Source organism: Aquidulcibacter sp. (genome assembly GCF_020253525.1).
In the GTDB taxonomy this organism is placed as follows: Bacteria; Pseudomonadota; Alphaproteobacteria; order Caulobacterales; family Aquidulcibacteraceae; genus Aquidulcibacter.
Genome location: NZ_JADCBK010000028.1, coordinates 1 through 16471, shown reverse-complemented (window position 1 = coordinate 16471; position 16471 = coordinate 1). Strand labels below are relative to the sequence as shown.

Sequence of the window (16471 nt, the reverse complement as noted above, 5' to 3'; positions counted from 1 at the left end):
TAAATGGGAGGGGGGTGGCGCAGATGATTGACGGTCGCGCTTTGCCCAATCCTCACAGAAATGTGCGCGAGCTCGCCGCTGACACGGCCTCCCCTGCCCCCTAAGGAAGCGGCTCAAAATTTTAAGCAGGCCATGGGCCAAGCTTTGGGGAAAAACCAGTGTTCCGTACCGCCCTTCTCGCGCTGAGTGTATGTGCCTTGCCATTGGCCGTTGCCGCCAATCCAGCCCAACCTGCAAGCGCCACGCAAGCCTTTACCAATCCGTTCTTTGAAGCCAAGACAACGAAATTTGGCGCGCCAGCCTTTGACCGCATTCGCCCAGAGCATTTCCGGCCGGCTTTCTATGAAGGCATGCGTCAACATCGGGTTGAGATTGAGGCCATTGCGAATGCCAAGGCTGCGCCCACGTTCGACAACACCATCCTTGCCATGGAAAAGGCGGGCCTCTTGCTCGATGATGTCTCGGCCGTCTTTTCCAACATGACATCGGCCAATTCCAATGCCGATATTCGCGCGATCCAGCGCGAAATGGGGCCGGTTCTAGCCGCCCATTCAGACTCAATCCGCCTCAACCCGAAACTGTTTGCCCGCGTGCAAGCCGTGTATGACAAGCGGGCGAGCTTGCGTAGCCCTGAACAACGCCGCTTGGTCGAGCGCGTCTATCAAGGCTTTGTCCGCTCGGGTGCCAAGCTGAACCCAGCGCAAAAGGCTCGCGTCTCAGAGATCAACCAGCGCCTCTCGACCTTGAGCACCGATTTCAGCCAGAGAGTCCTGGCCGACACCAATCAATTCGCGCTTGTTCTGGAGACCGAGGCAGATCGCGCGGGTCTGCCGCAATTCTTCCTCGATGCCGCTTTGGAGGCGGGTCGCGCCCGCGGCATGCCCGGCAAACATGTTGTGACGTTGAGCCGCTCAAGCGTGGAGCCTTTCCTAGAGCTCTCAACCAACCGGGCGATGCGGGAAAAGGCGTGGCGCGGGTGGGTGCTGCGTGGCGACAATAATGATGCTGAAGATACAAAAGCCATCACGAGCGAGATCGTCACCCTACGGCAGGAGCGCGCCGCCATTTTAGGCTATGAACACCATGCCGCCTTCACCTTAGCCGATACAATGGCCAAGACCCCCGCCAATGTTAGCGCCTTGCTGAATGGCGTGTGGGAGCCTGCCAAGGCAGCCGTGACACGCGATGCCGCCGAATATCTGGCTCTGGCGAAGTCTCAAGGCTTTGAAGGCGACAAGCTGGAACCGTGGGATTGGCGCTTCTATGCCGAGCAAAAACGCCGGGCAAAGTACAATCTGAACGAAGATGAAGTGAAGCCTTACTTCTCGCTTGAGGCCATGCTGGACGCGCAATTCTGGGTGGCGAACCAATTGTTTGGCCTGACTTTCAAGGAAGTTACCGGCAAAGTTCCGGTTTATCATCCAGACGTACGGGTCTGGGAGGTTATGGAAGCCGATGGCCGCCATATCGGCCTGTTCTATGGCGACTTCTTCTCCCGCGAGAGCAAGCAAGGTGGGGCTTGGATGTCCAGCTATCAGGGCCAAGACCGGGTGAATGGCAATCTAAAGCCCATGGTGGTCAATGTCCTTAATTACACCAAGGCCCCAGAAGGTAAGCCAACGCTTCTCTCTTATAATGATGCAGAGACCTTGTTCCACGAGTTTGGCCACGGCTTGCACGGCCTTTTGTCCAATGTCGCCTATCCAAGCCTCGCAGGGACGGCTGTTTCACGCGACTTTGTAGAATTCCCAGCCCAGATTTACGAACACTGGCTGGGCCAACGCCAAGTGCTGGAGCGCTTTGCCCGTCACAGCGACACGGGCGCGGCTATGCCGAAAGAGCTGTTGGACAAGGTGATGGCCGCGCGCAACCATGACCAAGGCTTTGCCACCGTTGAGTTCTTAGCCTCAGCTCTGGTTGATATGGATGTGCACAGCCAACCCAATTTGCCCAAGGGCTTTGACATGGGGGCTTTTGAAAAAGAAAGCCTCGCCAAAATTGGTATGCCGCGTGAAATCGTGATGCGCCACCGGCCAACCCACTTCGGCCATATCTTCTCGGGCGGCTATTCGGCGGGCTATTACTCCTACATGTGGTCGGAGGTCCTTGACGCGGATGGCTTCCGCGCCTTCACCGAGACGGGCGATATTTTCAACAAAGACGTCGCCAAGCGCTTGCGTAACTTTGTCTATGCCGGCGGCAATTCGCGCGACCCAGCTGAGGCTTACCGCAAATTCCGCGGTCGCGATCCCGACCCGAAAGCCCTGTTGGAAATGCGCGGCTTGGCCGACGGCACCAGCAATAACTAGGCTGCGGCAGCGCGGCCTTGCTCCACGCTTTGCGTGTGGCCGATGATCAGATCGGCCATGTGCGTGGTTTTTGACGGTGGGAGGTCATGGGCCATTTGGTCGATAATCTCCAACCGCGCGCCTTTTATGCGGCGAGCCGTATCGACCCCGCACGCCATTGGCACCAATTCATCCTGTTTGCCATGAATAACCAGCGTGGGCGCTGTGACCTTTGCCAACTGCGCCGCCCGGTCTCGATCGGCCAAAATGGCAATGAGCTGTCGAAGTGTGCCCTTGGGATCATAGGCCCGATCATAAGCAGCCGCCGCGTGTTTCTCAAAGGCGTCTGGTGCGCGGGCGGGATCAGGGTAGGAGATCAATTCCAGCGTCCGCCGACCGATCTCAATCGCTTCGTCACGACTAGGTGTCGTGCTGCGGCGAGCGGTTAAGCGCTGGCGGAGCTTGGCTGGAGCCCCGGGTAAGCCGCGCGCGCCACTGGTTGACATCACCGAAATCAAGCTGCGCACCCGACTTGGGTAATGGATGGCCATAGTCTGTGCGATCATCCCGCCCATCGAGACTCCGACGACATGGGCCGCATCAATCTTCAAATGATCCAATAGCGCCACCGCGTCCGCAGCCATATCCTTGAGATGATAGGCCGTCTTAAAGCCAATCCCGAAGATAAGGCCCGCGATTGCCCGCACCGGGCTTGCCACTTGGACACCGTGAAAATGCGTGGACAGGCCCACATCGCGATTATCAAACAGAATGACCCGGTGCCCCGCCGCCACCAGCTGCGCCATGAAGTCTTCCGGCCAAGCGATCAACTGCCGCCCCAACCCCATGACCAACAATAAGGGCACACCCGAAGCCTCACCCCGCTCCTCATAATAAAGCTCAATGCCATTGGCTTGGATGGTCGGCATGCACATGTCCCCCGATGCAGGCGTGGTGAAGAGATCGAAAAGCCCAAACAAAAACGGCCCCGAGCTACCTCAGGGCCGTTTCCAATCTGTGTCAACCAAGTGAAGGTTTAAGCAGCCAAGGCTGCCTTCGCCTTTTCAACCACGGCGGCGAAGGCGGCGGGTTCGCGAATTGCGATGTCGCTCAACACTTTGCGGTCGACTTGGATGCCTGCCTTCAGCAAGCCGTTGATGAAGACCGAATAGGTCATGTCATGCTGACGGGCTGCTGCGTTGATGCGCTGGATCCACAAAGCGCGGAAGTTGCGCTTCTTGGCCTTGCGGTCGCGGTATGCATATTGGCCAGAGCGCCATACAGCGGCGGTGGCGGTGCGGATGGTGTTCTTCCGGCGGCCTTGGAAGCCTTTAGCGGCTGCCAGGATGTTCTTCCGACGGGCGCGGGTTTGTTGCCCTGCTTTAATACGTGCCATTGTCTATATCCTTACAGCCCGTAGGGCGTCCAAAGTTTCACGCGAATTGCATCGCCAGTCGCGAGCACCGACGTTCCACGGTTTTGACGGATATATTTGGATTTGTGCGACATCAAACGGTGACGCTTACCCACGACGCCATGCATAACTTTGCCGGTAGCCGTGATCTTGAAGCGCTTTTTGACGCCACTCTTAGTCTTCAGTTTCGGCATTTCGCTCTCCTGTGCTTAGATGCACGGACTTGTTTTCAAAGAGAATTCAAGTCAGCTAAAATAACCGCCACGGCATGCCGTTTCGCCGGACGATCAGACGGGAGGCGCGATCTAATCCAAGAGCACGCAAAAAACAAGGCACGGGACTGAGTCTTAGCCCACCTGCCCCACCCGAAAACACGGCCTTCTGCAATCATATAAAGACATGTTTATATCTTTCCTTGCCTTTTGAGGCAGCCTCAGTTAGAAGCCGCTCATCAAGGCCCTGTGCGCGAAGGTCGCTGGCGCAGGCATCGACTCTTCGAGGACTTTTCATGACTGACTATATCGTGGCCGACATCGGCTTGGCTGACTGGGGCCGCAAGGAATTGGCTATTGCTGAAACCGAAATGCCCGGCCTGATGGCAACGCGTGCTGAATTTGGCCCCGCCCAAGTTTTGAAAGGCGCCCGCATCGCTGGCTGCTTGCACATGACGATCCAAACCGGCGTTTTGATTGAAACCTTAACCGCTTTGGGCGCTGACGTCCGTTGGGCTTCGTGCAATATCTATTCGACCCAGGACCAAGCTGCGGCTGCCATTGCTGCGGCTGGCGTGCCAGTATTCGCCATCAAAGGCGAAACGCTTTTGCAATATTGGGAATATGTCCACAAAATCTTTGAATGGTCCGATGGTGGCTATCCAAATCTGATCTTGGACGATGGTGGCGATGCAACCCTGTTGTGCGTCTTGGGCCCAAAAGCTGAAAAAGACCCCAGCATCTTGAACAACCCACAAAACGAAGAAGAAGAAGCGCTCTACACCGTGATGAAGCGCTATTTGGTTGAGAAGCCAGGCTTCTATTCGGCGATCCGTGACGCCATCAAGGGCGTGTCGGAAGAAACCACCACCGGTGTGCACCGTCTGTATCAAATGGCTGAGCGTGGCGAATTGCCATTCCCAGGCATCAATGTGAACGACAGCGTGACCAAGTCGAAGTTCGACAACCTCTATGGCTGTAAGGAATCGCTGGTCGATGGGATCCGTCGCGGTACCGACGTCATGATGGCCGGTAAGGTTGCCATGGTTGCTGGCTTTGGCGACGTGGGCAAAGGCTCTGCCGCTTCGCTCCGCAACGCAGGTTGCCGTGTGATGATTTCCGAAATCGACCCCATCTGCGCGCTACAAGCCGCGATGGAAGGCTATGAAGTTGTCACCATGGAAGATGCCGCACCACGTGCCGACATTTTCGTCACCGCAACTGGTAACCTCGACGTTTTGACACTCGACCACATGCGAGCCATGAAAGATCGTGCCATCGTGTGCAATATCGGCCACTTCGACAGCGAAATCCAAGTTGCCGCTTTGCGTAACTACAAGTGGCACAATGTGAAGCCGCAGGTCGACGAAGTCGAATTCCCAGACGGCAAGCGCATCATCGTCCTGTCAGAAGGCCGCTTGGTCAATCTGGGCAATGGCACGGGTCACCCAAGCTTCGTGATGTCGGCATCCTTCACCAACCAAACCTTGGCTCAGATCGAGTTGCATACCAACCGCGATAAGTATGAGAACAAAGTCTATGTGTTGCCAAAGCACCTCGACGAAAAGGTTGCCATGTTGCACTTAGAAAAAGTTGGTGCCAAACTGACGAAATTGACCAAAGTCCAATCGGACTATATCAGCGTTCCACAATCTGGCCCCTTCAAGCCAGACACCTATCGCTATTGATCCTGTGCCCGGGCAAGGGCTCGGCACAGATCGTGGGGCAATCGGGGGATTGCAAGGCGGCGGCGCAGATTACTGTGCCGCCGTTTTCTTATCTGAAATTTGCCTACCAAGTCATTTTGACCGGCGGTGGACCCTTGTAATTGGGGTCAGTCGCCGACGGAGGTGGTGGCACGATGGTGCTGGGTGTGGCGACAGGCACCGCTGCTGGGGGTTGGCTTGCCTGCACTTCAGCCCGGATGGCGGCCAAGGCGCTTACCGAGGCATAGCCATCGGCAATCTTCCCACGGCTCTTCTGATAGGCCTGTAATGCTGCCCGCGTCCGTGGGCCTGCTTGGCCATCGGGTGCACCGACATCAAAGCCCAATCCGTTCAATAGGGTTTGCAATTCGGTTGCCCCGGCCCGCCCCACGGGTGGGTCATCAGTCGGCCAGCGGCTTGGCATACGGCCACGTCCGGCAATCTGATCTGCCAGAAGTGCAACCGAAAGGGCATAAGCGTCTGCCGCATTATAAGCGCGAATTGCTCCGTAATTGACACCAACGAGGAAAGCCGTTCCACGAGCACCGGCAGGTGCCAAGAGGCGGACTTGCCAATTCTCGTCATCTAAAGGTGCTGTCTGGCCTTCCGGCAATGTTGCGGCAACCGGATTGATGCCTAGGGCCGTCCAAAACGAAAGTGGGCGCAAGACGCCGTCTGCCAAGCTCCAATCAAAGCCTTCTGGAACGCTGGCTTCAGTACCCCAACGTTCACCTGCTTTCCAGCCAGCACGGGCCAGATAGTTTTGTGTGGAAGCCAAGGCGTCAATCGGGTTGGACCAGATATCGCGCTTACCATCGCCATCGCCATCAATCGCGCGGCTTAGAAACGAACTTGGCATGAATTGGGTGTGGCCCATGGCCCCCGCCCACGAGCCGACCAGATCACTGCGACTAGCTTCGCCGCGCTCCAAAATGTCAAATACCGCCAACAATTCCGCTTCACCCAAAGCGGTACGTCGCCCCGTATAGGCCAATGTCGCTAGTGAGCGGACGACATCGGATGAGCCTTTATTGCCGCCAAAGCTGCTTTCGACGCCCCAAATGGCAATCGCAAATTCAACTGGCACGCCGGTGCGTTCCGTAATGGATGCCAACGCATCTCGTCTTGCTGCAAAAGCCGCGCGCCCCTGCTCAATTCGGTTCTGTGACACCGCCCCTGCCATATAGGTCCAGATCGGGCGGACAAACTCAGGCTGGCTTTCGTTCAGCCGCTTCACATCTCCATTGGGGGATAGATCCGCCAAAGTCGCGTCAACAATGGCTGGCTGCTTCTTACTCACCAAGACAGCGCGGGTCGCAAAGTCTGTACGCCACGCGTCAAACTCAGCGGAACCAGACGAGGTAAAGGGCGGCGGCACATAGGCTAGTGGCTCTTGCGCGCCAGCCAAGGTCGAGGTTGCAACAGCCAAAGCTGCCAAGCAAAGGGTTCGGGCCATCATGCGTCCACTCTAGGATGCTGCGGGTGAAGCCGCAATGAACAAGATGCGCGAAAACCCAAGCCTTGCCCAGACACTGCCTTGATCTCCTGCACCGTAAAGCGGATAACAATTTAGTGATCAATAAACTGGGACCTATGTGACCGATATTCCAAGCCAACCCGCGACGACGCCACCGGCAGCCCGGCCAGGTGCCATGATTTTTATCTTGGCGACTGTTGTGCTCGATATGCTGTCAATCGGCCTGATTGTTCCAATTATGCCGCGGCTGGTTGAGACCTATTTCACAGACGTCACGACAGCCGCACACGCCTTTGGCTGGTCGATGACAATGTGGGCCACGCTTCAGTTCTTCATGTCGCCCATTCTTGGAGCTTTGTCAGACCAGTATGGGCGCAGACCTATTATTCTTCTCTCCTGTGTCGGCTTGGGTGTGTCCTATTTTGCCACCGCCCATGCGCCGACCTTTTTGGCATTCTTGGCCGCGCGTGTGATTTCGGGGGCCACAGCCGGCAATATTTCTGCCGCCAATGCCTATGTCGCCGATGTTACGCCGCCTTCAGGGCGTGCTAAAGCATTCGGTATGTTGGGTGCAGCCTTTGGGGTTGGGTTTACCTTTGGGCCGGCAATGGGGGGCCTATTGGGGGCAATTGATGTGCGCTTGCCTCTCTACGTTGCTGGCGGACTCTGCTTCCTCAACGCCGCTTATGGCTATTTCGTGCTGCCTGAATCGCACAAGCTGGAGAACCGCAGCCCGTTTAGATGGCGCAAAGCCAATCCAATCGGGGCCTTAGCCGTATTCAAGGGTCAGCCGATGCTTTACGCGCTGATCCCAGTCTATGGCCTATTTGCTTTGGCGCAGAATGTTTTTCCTTCCACCTTTGTCCTCTATGCCGAGCATCGTTATCATTTCAGCACCGTCCAAACTGGAGCCACGATGGCGGCCTCATCAACTTTGATGATCTTGGCCCAACTCTTTATCGTTCAACGCGTCGTTGGGCGTTTGGGTGAGCGGCGCTCTCTCATGGTCGCACTCCTGTTTGGGATGAGCGGCTTTGCCCTTTACGGCCTTGCACCCACACCGATTTTGTTCTGGTGCTCGATGCCGGTCATGACATTGTGGGCACTTTTCAACCCATCCGTCCAAAGTCTGATGACACAACGAGTGTCCTCCAGTGCTCAGGGACAGTTACAAGGCGGCCTTGCATCACTCATGTCGATGATGGGGATTTTTGCGCCAACTCTTTACACCAGCTTGTTTGCCCTTGGCATCGCCAAACAATTGCCGGGTGGTTTAGACTTACCCGGTGCCCCGTTCCTGACCGCATCCTTCTTTCTCGGCACCGCCCTATTAATTGCAGTTTTTGCCGTTCGCCGTAGCCCCGGTAGCGGTAAACCGCAGTGAATGTGCGCGGCAACCTCACATCAAGGTGACTACCCTTGCGGCATCATGCCAAAGAAGTGTCATAGACACGTCATGGGCCTTCAGTAGCAAGGCGGGTGGGCGGGCCTCCTTAGCCCGGCATGGGAGAGCGTGATGGGAAAATGGAAGTTAATGGCATGTAGCCTCTTAGCCATGCTGAGTTTAGCACCCCCTGCCCTAGCCCACCCTAATCACGGCGCTCCACCTAGCCTAGCGCCTTGGCAACAAGCCTCTGCTTGGCCAGACCGCATCATCACAACGTTTGAGACCGACCCCACGACCAGTTTTGCCATTACGTGGCGGACGGATGCCAGCGTCACCCAGGCGGTTGCTGAAATCGTGCGCGCAACACCTGACGCCCGCTTTGATTTGGGTGCCATAAGGAAGACCGCTGATTCTGAGCCGCTTGACCTGGAGACCATCAAAACAGCCGGCCAAGAACTGAAGATGACGTGGAATGCGGGCCTTACACCCGTTACTTATCATTCGATCAATTTTGAGGGTCTCGAGCCTGACACACTTTACGCCTATCGCGTTGGCGGCGGTGAAGGCAAATGGAGTGAGTGGTTCCATATCCGCACAGCACCCAAAGAGGGCCCAATCAAGTTTCTCTATGTCGGCGATGCGCAGAATGGCATTTTGTCTCATTGGTCGCGCCTGATCCGTGCTGGGTATCAAAAAATGCCGGACGCGCGTTTCATCATCCACGCGGGCGACTTGGTCAATCGCGGCTCGCGCGACCTTGAATGGGCTGAATGGTTCAAGGCCGTTGGCTTCATCCATGGCATGATCCCGGCCATTCCAGTTTCTGGCAACCATGAGTATGACAGCTTTGGCGTCGGACCCGCACAGCGCAGACTTTTGTCTGCTATGTGGCGACCGCAATTTCGATTGAGCTCCATCGAGAGCCTGCCTGCTACTTTGCGCGAGACGGTCTACAAGGTGGCTTATGGACCAAACTTAGATATATTCGTGCTGGACACCACCTCTGAAGACTTAGCCGCCCAAGCCGCGTGGCTTGATGCGGCCCTAGCCCAATCAAAGGCTAAATGGCGGATTGTCACCATGCATCATCCGATCTTTTCGTCTGGCCAGGGACGCGACAATCTCTCGCGGCGAAATCTTCTTTTGCCAGTTTTCAGCAAACACAAAGTCGACCTCATTTTGCAGGGCCATGATCATACCTATGCGCGCGGCACGATTGCGGACACCGACCCCCAAAGGCCAGAGCGCATATCCGTTGGAGGCGCAGAAGATGTCGCGATGATGTTTGTGAATTCAGTATCCGGGCCCAAGCAATATAGGTTTAAGTCATCCAGATGGGATGAATATGCCCCGTCTGGGGTTCGGTTGGATCGATTTGGTGAAGGTACTCAGTTTTTCCAAACCATTGAAATCAATGGCGGGCAGCTTCAATACCGCGCCTATGCGGCCACTGGCGAGCTCTATGACAGCTTTGATATGAGCAAGGACCTCACAGGCCGAAAGCAAGTGACAAAAGGCCCAGTGGCGACCCTGGAGCAGCGCACCTATGGCCCCAATTTTCCCTATCGCGACTTTAGGGATCCGGAGTGACGCATCGCGCAAACCGGCTTGGTCTATAGGCCGATGCGAACGACCTGAATGATCAAAGTCCACGCGACAAGCGAGAAAACGACCGCAATGGCAAAGCCGATAGGGCGCAAATCCCTCATGGAGTCGTCATCTTCATGGATTTGCGCCGCAAATTCCATTTCCAGTCGCTCCTGGATAGATTGCACGGGCGAAGGAACATGACCGGGATCTCGCGAAAAGCGTGCAGAATTTTCAGCCGTTACAAGAACCGCATCCTGCACCTGTGTATCCACATGAGTATGGACTGATTCCAAGTCAATTGCTTGAGCCTCTGACGCGTCGCGCAGACCCTTTTGTTTTGCTGTGGCCATGCCCAACCTCTCCCCTAGCCAAGCACCTATAACCCGCGCGTATTTCTGTGCACTTAAGCCAATTAGATAAATTTGAGAGATTCATGAATAACAGGTCAAATCAATGTCTAGTTACCTAGGAAGCCATGACGCTGAGGATACATAGACGACATAATTTCTAGGTAAAAATCTGGCATTGAAATTGCTATCGAAAGGATAGGCGTCACTTTTCAGGACATTGTGGCAGCCATAAAACGCATCGGATGTACTCTTTATTGGCAAATGCCTTTGTGGATACCCGATTTCGACAAAGGTAGAGTAAATGCGCGTCACGATGATTGGTTCAGGCTATGTAGGCCTAGTTTCCGGCGCATGCTTTGCCGACTTTGGGCATGATGTGACCTGCGTCGACAAAGACGCAAGAAAGATTAGTCAGCTGAACCAAGGCGTAATGCCAATTTATGAACCGGGATTGGATCACTTGGTTGCGCGTAATGTCGAGGCGGGTCGACTGCGGTTTACGACGGACGCTGCGCAAGCGATTGCGGCTTCTGATGCTGTTTTCATTGGCGTTGGCACGCCAGCGAGAAGCTCGGATGGTCATGCAGACCTCTCCTATGTCTATGCGGCAGCCGAAGAAATTGCAGACCTAATCGAAGGCTTCACGGTGATTGTCACCAAGTCGACAGTGCCTGTCGGAACCGGGGATGAAGTCGAGGCCATCATTCGGGCTCGCCGTCCCGATGCGCAATTTGCCGTGGTCTCAAACCCAGAGTTTCTGCGCGAAGGCGCAGCCATCCGCGACTTCCAAGAGCCCGATCGCGTTGTCATTGGCGGCGCGGATGAGCCACGCGCTCGCCAGATCATGCAGGACCTCTATCGTCCCCTGATGGAACAAGAGACGCCTATTTTGTTCACATCTCGCCGGACGTCTGAGCTAACCAAATATGCTGCCAACGCCTTCCTTGCGATGAAGATCACCTTCATCAATGAGATTGCGAACCTTTGTGAAAACGTTGATGCCGACGTGCAGGAAGTATCACTCGGGATTGGGCTGGATGAGCGGATCGGAAAGCGCTTCTTGCAAGCAGGTCCAGGTTATGGCGGCTCTTGCTTCCCAAAGGATACGCTGGCTCTCGTGAAGACCGCGCGCGAAGCTGGTGCCCCCGTTGAACTGATTGAAACGACGGTCCGGATCAATGACGCCCGCAAACAGGCCATGGCGCAGAAAGTTGTCCACGCCATGGGCGGTGACGTGCAAGGCAAAACCATTGCTGTCTTAGGCCTGACATTTAAACCAAATACCGACGACATGCGCGATGCACCTTCGCTGGAGATCATACCGGCTCTGCAAGCTGAAGGTGCGCGCATTCGCGCCTTTGACCCAGAAGGCATGCAGGAGGCGCGTCGCCACTTCCGTGACATTGACTATGCCGACAGCACGCCTGAGGCCATTCAAGGTGCGGACGCCCTGGTCATTCTGACTGAATGGGACGCATTTAAATCGATTGAACTTGCGAAGTTAAAAACCATGCTTTCTGTCCCAATTGTAGTCGACTTGAGGAACATGTTCAGCATTTCTGAAATGGAGCGCTATGGAATTCGTTATTTTGGTGTAGGAAGACCACAAAATTTCAGCCGGACTTCAGACGTTAAGGAACTTCAAGATGTATCATTCTAATAAACGCGTTTTGGTCACGGGTGGGGCCGGTTTTTTGGGGTCGCATTTGTGCGAGCGTCTTTTGGAAGGCGGCGCTGAAGTCATTTGTGTGGATAATTTCTTCACCGGCACCCGACGCAATGTTGAGCATCTGATCGGCCATAAGCGCTTTGAGCTGATGCGTCATGACGTGTGCTTCCCGTTGTTTGTTGAGGTGGATGAGATTTATAATCTCGCCTGTCCAGCTTCGCCGATCCATTACCAGCATGACCCTGTTCAGACGACGAAGACCAGCGTTCATGGGGCCATCAATATGCTGGGCTTGGCCAAACGGGTGCGCGCGAAGATTTTTCAGGCCTCGACCTCGGAAGTCTATGGCGACCCAAGTGTTCACCCGCAGCCAGAAGAATATTGGGGGAATGTGAACCCAATTGGCCCGCGCTCTTGCTATGATGAAGGCAAGCGTTGTGCGGAGACTTTGTTCTTCGATTATAATCGGCAGCACAAAGTGCGCATCAAGGTTGCGCGCATTTTTAATACATACGGCCCCCGCATGCATCCCAATGATGGACGGGTGGTGTCAAACTTCATCGTTCAGGCCCTGCAGAACCAAGATATCTCGGTTTATGGTGCGGGCGAACAAACCCGTTCCTTCTGCTATGTCGATGATCTGGTCTCAGGCTTTATGAAGCTCATGGCAACCGGTGACGACGTCATTGGGCCAATCAATCTGGGCAATCCAGGCGAGTTCACCATTCGCCAATTGGCTGAACTGGTGATCGAGTTGACCGGCTCTCGCTCACGCATTGTGGAATTTCCTCTACCCCAAGACGACCCCAAGCAGCGCCGCCCCGTCATCGACAAGGCCAAAGCCCAACTCGGCTGGGAACCAAAAGTCCACCTGCGCGAAGGCTTAAGCAAAACAATCGCCTATTTCGACCAATTGCTCAAAGAAAATGATCGCAACCCTGCCGTGGCAGCCTCCTAGAAGCATTTGGTCCGAAAAGCCGTCTGGATCTGCCGCTTCGTCCTCAAAAGACGCGGCGTCGGCTCTAAACCAAACTTAAATGGTCCACGCTGCATGCCTCAAACCCAGCAGCGACGCGATCAACAAGACAACATGTGAGTATAGACTATGTCAGTGCGAAAACGAGCTCTTATCACCGGTATTACGGGCCAAGACGGCGCCTATTTGGCCGAATTATTGTTGGGCAAAGGCTATGAAGTCCATGGCCTGAAGCGGCGCTCGTCGTCCTTTAATACCGCTCGGATCGATCAAATCTACCAAGATCCCCATGAGGAAGATGTCCGCCTGAAGCTGCATTATGGCGACATGACAGATTCAACCAATCTGATCCGCATTGTGCAAGAAGTGCAGCCAGACGAAATCTATAATTTGGCCGCACAAAGCCACGTGCAAGTGAGCTTTGAAACGCCCGAATACACAGCCAATGCTGATGCAGTAGGCACATTGCGCCTGCTCGAAGCCATCCGCATCTTGGGGATGGAAAGAGCTACGCGCTTCTACCAAGCCTCGACGTCTGAACTCTATGGCCTTGTGCAGGCTGTCCCGCAAAGCGAGACGACCCCCTTCTATCCACGTTCACCCTACGGGGTGGCCAAGCTTTACGCCTATTGGATCACCGTCAATTACCGGGAAGCCTACGGTATTCACGCATCCAATGGCATTTTGTTTAACCACGAGAGCCCACTGCGTGGCGAAACCTTTGTTACACGCAAAATCACACGCGCCGTAGCGGCCATCGCCCAAGGTCTACAAGATAAGCTGTATCTAGGTAATCTGGATGCAGAGCGCGACTGGGGTCATGCGCGCGACTATGTCGAAGGCATGTGGCGGATCGTCCAGCATGAGGTTGGAGATGACTTTGTTTTGGCAACTGGCGAAAAGCGCTCGGTACGCGAGTTTGTCAATTTGGCCTTCAAAGAAGTTGGGATTGAAGTTTCTTGGGAAGGTAACGGGCTTGATGAAATTGGTCGCGACCTGAAGACTGGCAAAACCTTAGTTGCTGTCGACCCACGCTACTTCCGTCCAACTGAGGTCGACTTGCTTCTGGGCGATGCGGCCAAGGCAAAGCGTCTGCTTGGCTGGACCCCTCAAACCAGCTTTGCACAAATGGTGACAGAAATGGTGAAGAGCGATTTCGACTTGGTTGCGCGTGAAGCCTCGCATCGCCGTCTCGATGAGGATTTCGGGGCTGTCGTCCGCTAAGACCTAGGGGCGCATATCGTGGCCCTTTGCTCTTCTAATTTTGTGATCTGGTGTGGGTGGAGATCAATACCATGTTGATTTCAGTAATCATGGTGACCTGGAATTCTGGGGCCACAGTGCGTCACACCTTGGATAGCTTCTTTTCCCAAACCTATGGTCCAAAAGAGCTCGTTGTTGTTGATGGCGGATCGCGCGACGATACGATGGAGATCGTAAAGTCCTATCCACAGGCCAATATTACCTGGATCTCAGAGCCCGATAATGGCATGTACGACGCCTTAAACAAGGGGCTGAAGCTGGCTTCGGGTGATGCGATTGGGGTCCTCAACTCGGATGACACCTATCATCGGCCGACAAGTCTTGAGGCGATTGGCCGTGGCTTAATGAAGGCTGATACGGTCCACGGCCATCTGAACTTTGTAACAGACCATGAGACGAAAACAATCTCAAGAGTCTGGCGGGGGCAGGCCCGCCCACGCCATGGCTTTAAGGCGGGCTGGATGCCGGGGCACCCGACATTTTATGCTAAACGGCATGTTGTTGAGTCAGTCGGGCCTTTTGACTTGGCACTCGAGACATCATCAGACTATGACTGGATGTTAAGGGCGCTTGAAGTGCATGGATTTAGTTCACATCTGATTGATGAGGTACTCATCGATATGCAACAAGGTGGACGTAGCACGTCTGGTCTTGCCTCGTACTTACATCATAACTTTGAGGCCTTACGCGCTCGCCAAAAGTGGCTAAAGGCTGGATTGATCGACTATGCTCTGTTTGCTAAGCCCTTGCGCAAAGTTGGACAATTCCTCACTGTAAAGCCTTAAAATAAGTCAGAAACATTCCTAAATGCCTGAGAGCCTTTCGTGTTTCATTCGGGCGCAGGTCTCCAAACCTTCTTTAAACCCGGCTCCTACGCCGATGCACCTTGTTCGAGGATTCCATGACACCTTCTCCCGTGTTTAACTTAAGCGGCAAAAAAGTTTGGGTTGCCGGGCATCGCGGCATGGTCGGCGGTGCCTTAGTGCGTCGCTTGGCGGAAGAAGGGTGTGATCTCGTTACCGTTGGCCGCGACCAGGTCGATCTCGTGCGGCAAAGTGCGGTGGAAGCGTGGCTCGCATCGGAAAAACCCGATTGTATCTTCTTGGCTGCCGCAAAGGTTGGCGGGATCCAAGCAAACAACACAAGGCCAGCGGAATTTCTCTACGAAAACATGATGATTGAAGCCAACATCATTCATGCAGCACATCAGGTCGGCGTAAAGAAGCTCGTCTTCCTCGGCTCAACTTGCATTTACCCCAAAATGGCCCCTCAGCCGATTCCCGAGCACGCTTTACTGACAGGGCCCTTGGAACCTACAAACGAGTGGTATGCCATCGCCAAGATCGCCGGCATAAAACTCTGCCAAGCCTATCGTCGCCAATATGGCTGCGATTTCATTGCGGCCCAACCTACTAATCTCTACGGTCCAGGTGACAATTACGACCTAGAATCGAGCCACGTTTTACCGGCGCTTCTGCGCAAAGCCCATGAAGCAAAGCTAAGTGGCGCTGCCGAGCTTGTTGTTTGGGGAAGCGGTAGCCCACGGCGAGAGTTTCTCCACGTTGATGATTTGGCCGATGCGGTTGTGCATCTGGCGAAAGTTTATAGCGATGAAGAACATGTCAATGTTGGCTCAGGCTCAGAAATTACCATCAAAGAACTGGCCGAACTTGTTTGTGCGACCGTCGGGTTCCAAGGAAGCTTGCGATTTGATGTGTCAAAACCGGACGGCACGCCTCGGAAATTATCCGATGTCTCAAAACTGCATAGCCTAGGCTGGAACCAAGCCCGTCCTTTGCAAGTCGGCTTGACCCAGACCTATCAAAGTGCATTTGGCTAGGGTCAAACCAAGCAAATACCAAACATTCATTGATGTAAAAATGACGCAAAATACCCCTAAAAGGTGTCCACAAAAGACCCAATAGGTATTCGCGTGTAAAGTGGCACGTTCTTTGCTGCTTTTGTCATGCAACGCCTAAAGCTTTGCCTCAGACTACCAGCGTAAAGCAGGTAAAAAGAGTCGTTGGTAAGAAGAGGTATGAGAGGATGAGGGGAAGGGTTTTGAGTGTAGAGAGGTTGGAGGGGCATTATGGTGAGGGAGACGTGTTGGGTGCGCGTGTGAACGGCTATGGTGCGAAG

Annotated in this window: 14 protein-coding genes; 9 read left to right on the top strand and 5 right to left on the bottom strand. The window is 54.6% G+C overall.

The genetic code is table 11. The features are described 5' to 3' along the window. Positions 1-158 precede the first annotated feature (158 nt). Positions 159-2309: a M3 family metallopeptidase gene (locus IOB61_RS03965; protein ID WP_290812497.1), complete on the top strand. Its 2151-nt coding sequence runs from the start codon at positions 159-161 to the stop codon at positions 2307-2309. Here the strand turns inward: IOB61_RS03965 and IOB61_RS03960 are convergent. The 3 genes from IOB61_RS03960 to rpmI form a co-directional block, all read right to left on the bottom strand. Continuing rightward, entirely contained in the window at positions 2306-3217 is a 912-nt protein-coding gene (locus tag IOB61_RS03960) for an alpha/beta hydrolase (RefSeq protein WP_290812494.1), read from the bottom strand. The genes IOB61_RS03965 and IOB61_RS03960 overlap by 4 nt on opposite strands. A 107-nt stretch (positions 3218-3324) precedes the next feature. After that, complete coding sequence (gene rplT, locus IOB61_RS03955) at positions 3325-3684, bottom strand: 50S ribosomal protein L20 (RefSeq protein ID WP_085338849.1); 360 nt, start codon at positions 3682-3684, stop codon at positions 3325-3327. An 11-nt stretch (positions 3685-3695) separates the two neighbouring features. After that, positions 3696-3896: a 50S ribosomal protein L35 gene (rpmI, locus tag IOB61_RS03950; protein WP_290808298.1), complete on the bottom strand. Its 201-nt coding sequence runs from the start codon at positions 3894-3896 to the stop codon at positions 3696-3698. Between the two features lie 314 nt (positions 3897-4210). Here rpmI and ahcY point away from each other — a divergent pair, with 314 nt between their 5' ends. Further along, a complete protein-coding gene (gene ahcY, locus IOB61_RS03945; protein WP_290812489.1) occupies positions 4211-5602 on the top strand; it encodes an adenosylhomocysteinase in 1392 nt (463 codons plus the stop codon). 103 nt (positions 5603-5705) lie between these two features. Here the strand turns inward: ahcY and IOB61_RS03940 are convergent, their stop codons facing one another. Further along, complete coding sequence (locus IOB61_RS03940; RefSeq protein WP_290812486.1) at positions 5706-7079, bottom strand: lytic murein transglycosylase; 1374 nt, start codon at positions 7077-7079, stop codon at positions 5706-5708. Between the two features lie 136 nt (positions 7080-7215). Here IOB61_RS03940 and IOB61_RS03935 point away from each other — a divergent pair, with 136 nt between their 5' ends. Both IOB61_RS03935 and IOB61_RS03930 read left to right on the top strand, forming a co-directional pair. Next, positions 7216-8481, top strand: a complete 1266-nt coding sequence (locus tag IOB61_RS03935; protein ID WP_290812483.1) for a TCR/Tet family MFS transporter — start codon at positions 7216-7218, stop codon at positions 8479-8481. A 132-nt stretch (positions 8482-8613) separates the two neighbouring features. Continuing rightward, positions 8614-10074 carry an FN3 domain-containing metallophosphoesterase family protein gene (locus tag IOB61_RS03930; RefSeq protein ID WP_290812480.1) on the top strand — a complete coding sequence of 487 codons (1461 nt, stop codon included), beginning with the start codon at positions 8614-8616 and terminating at the stop codon, positions 10072-10074. 23 nt (positions 10075-10097) lie between these two features. On the opposite strand, the gene IOB61_RS03925 is transcribed toward IOB61_RS03930, so the two are convergent. Next, positions 10098-10424, bottom strand: a complete 327-nt coding sequence (locus tag IOB61_RS03925; protein ID WP_290812477.1) for a hypothetical protein — start codon at positions 10422-10424, stop codon at positions 10098-10100. A gap of 301 nt (positions 10425-10725) precedes the next feature. On the opposite strand from IOB61_RS03925, the gene IOB61_RS03920 reads away from it, so the two are divergent. The 5 genes from IOB61_RS03920 (at position 10726) to IOB61_RS03900 (ending at position 16172) form a co-directional block, all read left to right on the top strand. Further along, positions 10726-12084 carry a UDP-glucose/GDP-mannose dehydrogenase family protein gene (locus tag IOB61_RS03920; RefSeq protein WP_290812474.1) on the top strand — a complete coding sequence of 453 codons (1359 nt, stop codon included), beginning with the start codon at positions 10726-10728 and terminating at the stop codon, positions 12082-12084. Beyond that, complete coding sequence (locus tag IOB61_RS03915; RefSeq protein ID WP_290812471.1) at positions 12071-13051, top strand: UDP-glucuronic acid decarboxylase family protein; 981 nt, start codon at positions 12071-12073, stop codon at positions 13049-13051. The genes IOB61_RS03920 and IOB61_RS03915 overlap by 14 nt, the downstream gene beginning before the upstream one ends. 147 nt (positions 13052-13198) lie before the next feature. After that, complete coding sequence (gmd, locus tag IOB61_RS03910) at positions 13199-14293, top strand: GDP-mannose 4,6-dehydratase (protein WP_290812468.1); 1095 nt, start codon at positions 13199-13201, stop codon at positions 14291-14293. A gap of 71 nt (positions 14294-14364) precedes the next feature. Then, entirely contained in the window at positions 14365-15117 is a 753-nt protein-coding gene (locus IOB61_RS03905) for a glycosyltransferase family 2 protein (RefSeq protein ID WP_290812465.1), read from the top strand. A gap of 116 nt (positions 15118-15233) precedes the next feature. Continuing rightward, positions 15234-16172: a GDP-L-fucose synthase gene (locus IOB61_RS03900; RefSeq protein ID WP_290812462.1), complete on the top strand. Its 939-nt coding sequence runs from the start codon at positions 15234-15236 to the stop codon at positions 16170-16172. The last annotated feature ends 299 nt before the right edge of the window (positions 16173-16471 follow it).

Excerpts from the sequence above, each read along its gene's own strand:
- IOB61_RS03960 (WP_290812494.1), bottom strand. The coding sequence starts at position 3,217 with ATGCCGACCATCCAAGCCAATGGCATTGAGCTTTATTATGAGGAGCGG.
- rplT (WP_085338849.1), bottom strand. The coding sequence starts at position 3,684 with ATGGCACGTATTAAAGCAGGGCAACAAACCCGCGCCCGTCGGAAGAAC.
- rpmI (WP_290808298.1), bottom strand. The coding sequence starts at position 3,896 with ATGCCGAAACTGAAGACTAAGAGTGGCGTCAAAAAGCGCTTCAAGATC.
- ahcY (WP_290812489.1), top strand. The coding sequence starts at position 4,211 with ATGACTGACTATATCGTGGCCGACATCGGCTTGGCTGACTGGGGCCGC.
- IOB61_RS03940 (WP_290812486.1), bottom strand. The coding sequence starts at position 7,079 with ATGATGGCCCGAACCCTTTGCTTGGCAGCTTTGGCTGTTGCAACCTCG.
- IOB61_RS03930 (WP_290812480.1), top strand. The coding sequence starts at position 8,614 with ATGGGAAAATGGAAGTTAATGGCATGTAGCCTCTTAGCCATGCTGAGT.
- IOB61_RS03925 (WP_290812477.1), bottom strand. The coding sequence starts at position 10,424 with ATGGCCACAGCAAAACAAAAGGGTCTGCGCGACGCGTCAGAGGCTCAA.
- IOB61_RS03920 (WP_290812474.1), top strand. The coding sequence starts at position 10,726 with ATGCGCGTCACGATGATTGGTTCAGGCTATGTAGGCCTAGTTTCCGGC.
- IOB61_RS03915 (WP_290812471.1), top strand. The coding sequence starts at position 12,071 with ATGTATCATTCTAATAAACGCGTTTTGGTCACGGGTGGGGCCGGTTTT.
- gmd (WP_290812468.1), top strand. The coding sequence starts at position 13,199 with ATGTCAGTGCGAAAACGAGCTCTTATCACCGGTATTACGGGCCAAGAC.
- IOB61_RS03905 (WP_290812465.1), top strand. The coding sequence starts at position 14,365 with ATGTTGATTTCAGTAATCATGGTGACCTGGAATTCTGGGGCCACAGTG.
- IOB61_RS03900 (WP_290812462.1), top strand. The coding sequence starts at position 15,234 with ATGACACCTTCTCCCGTGTTTAACTTAAGCGGCAAAAAAGTTTGGGTT.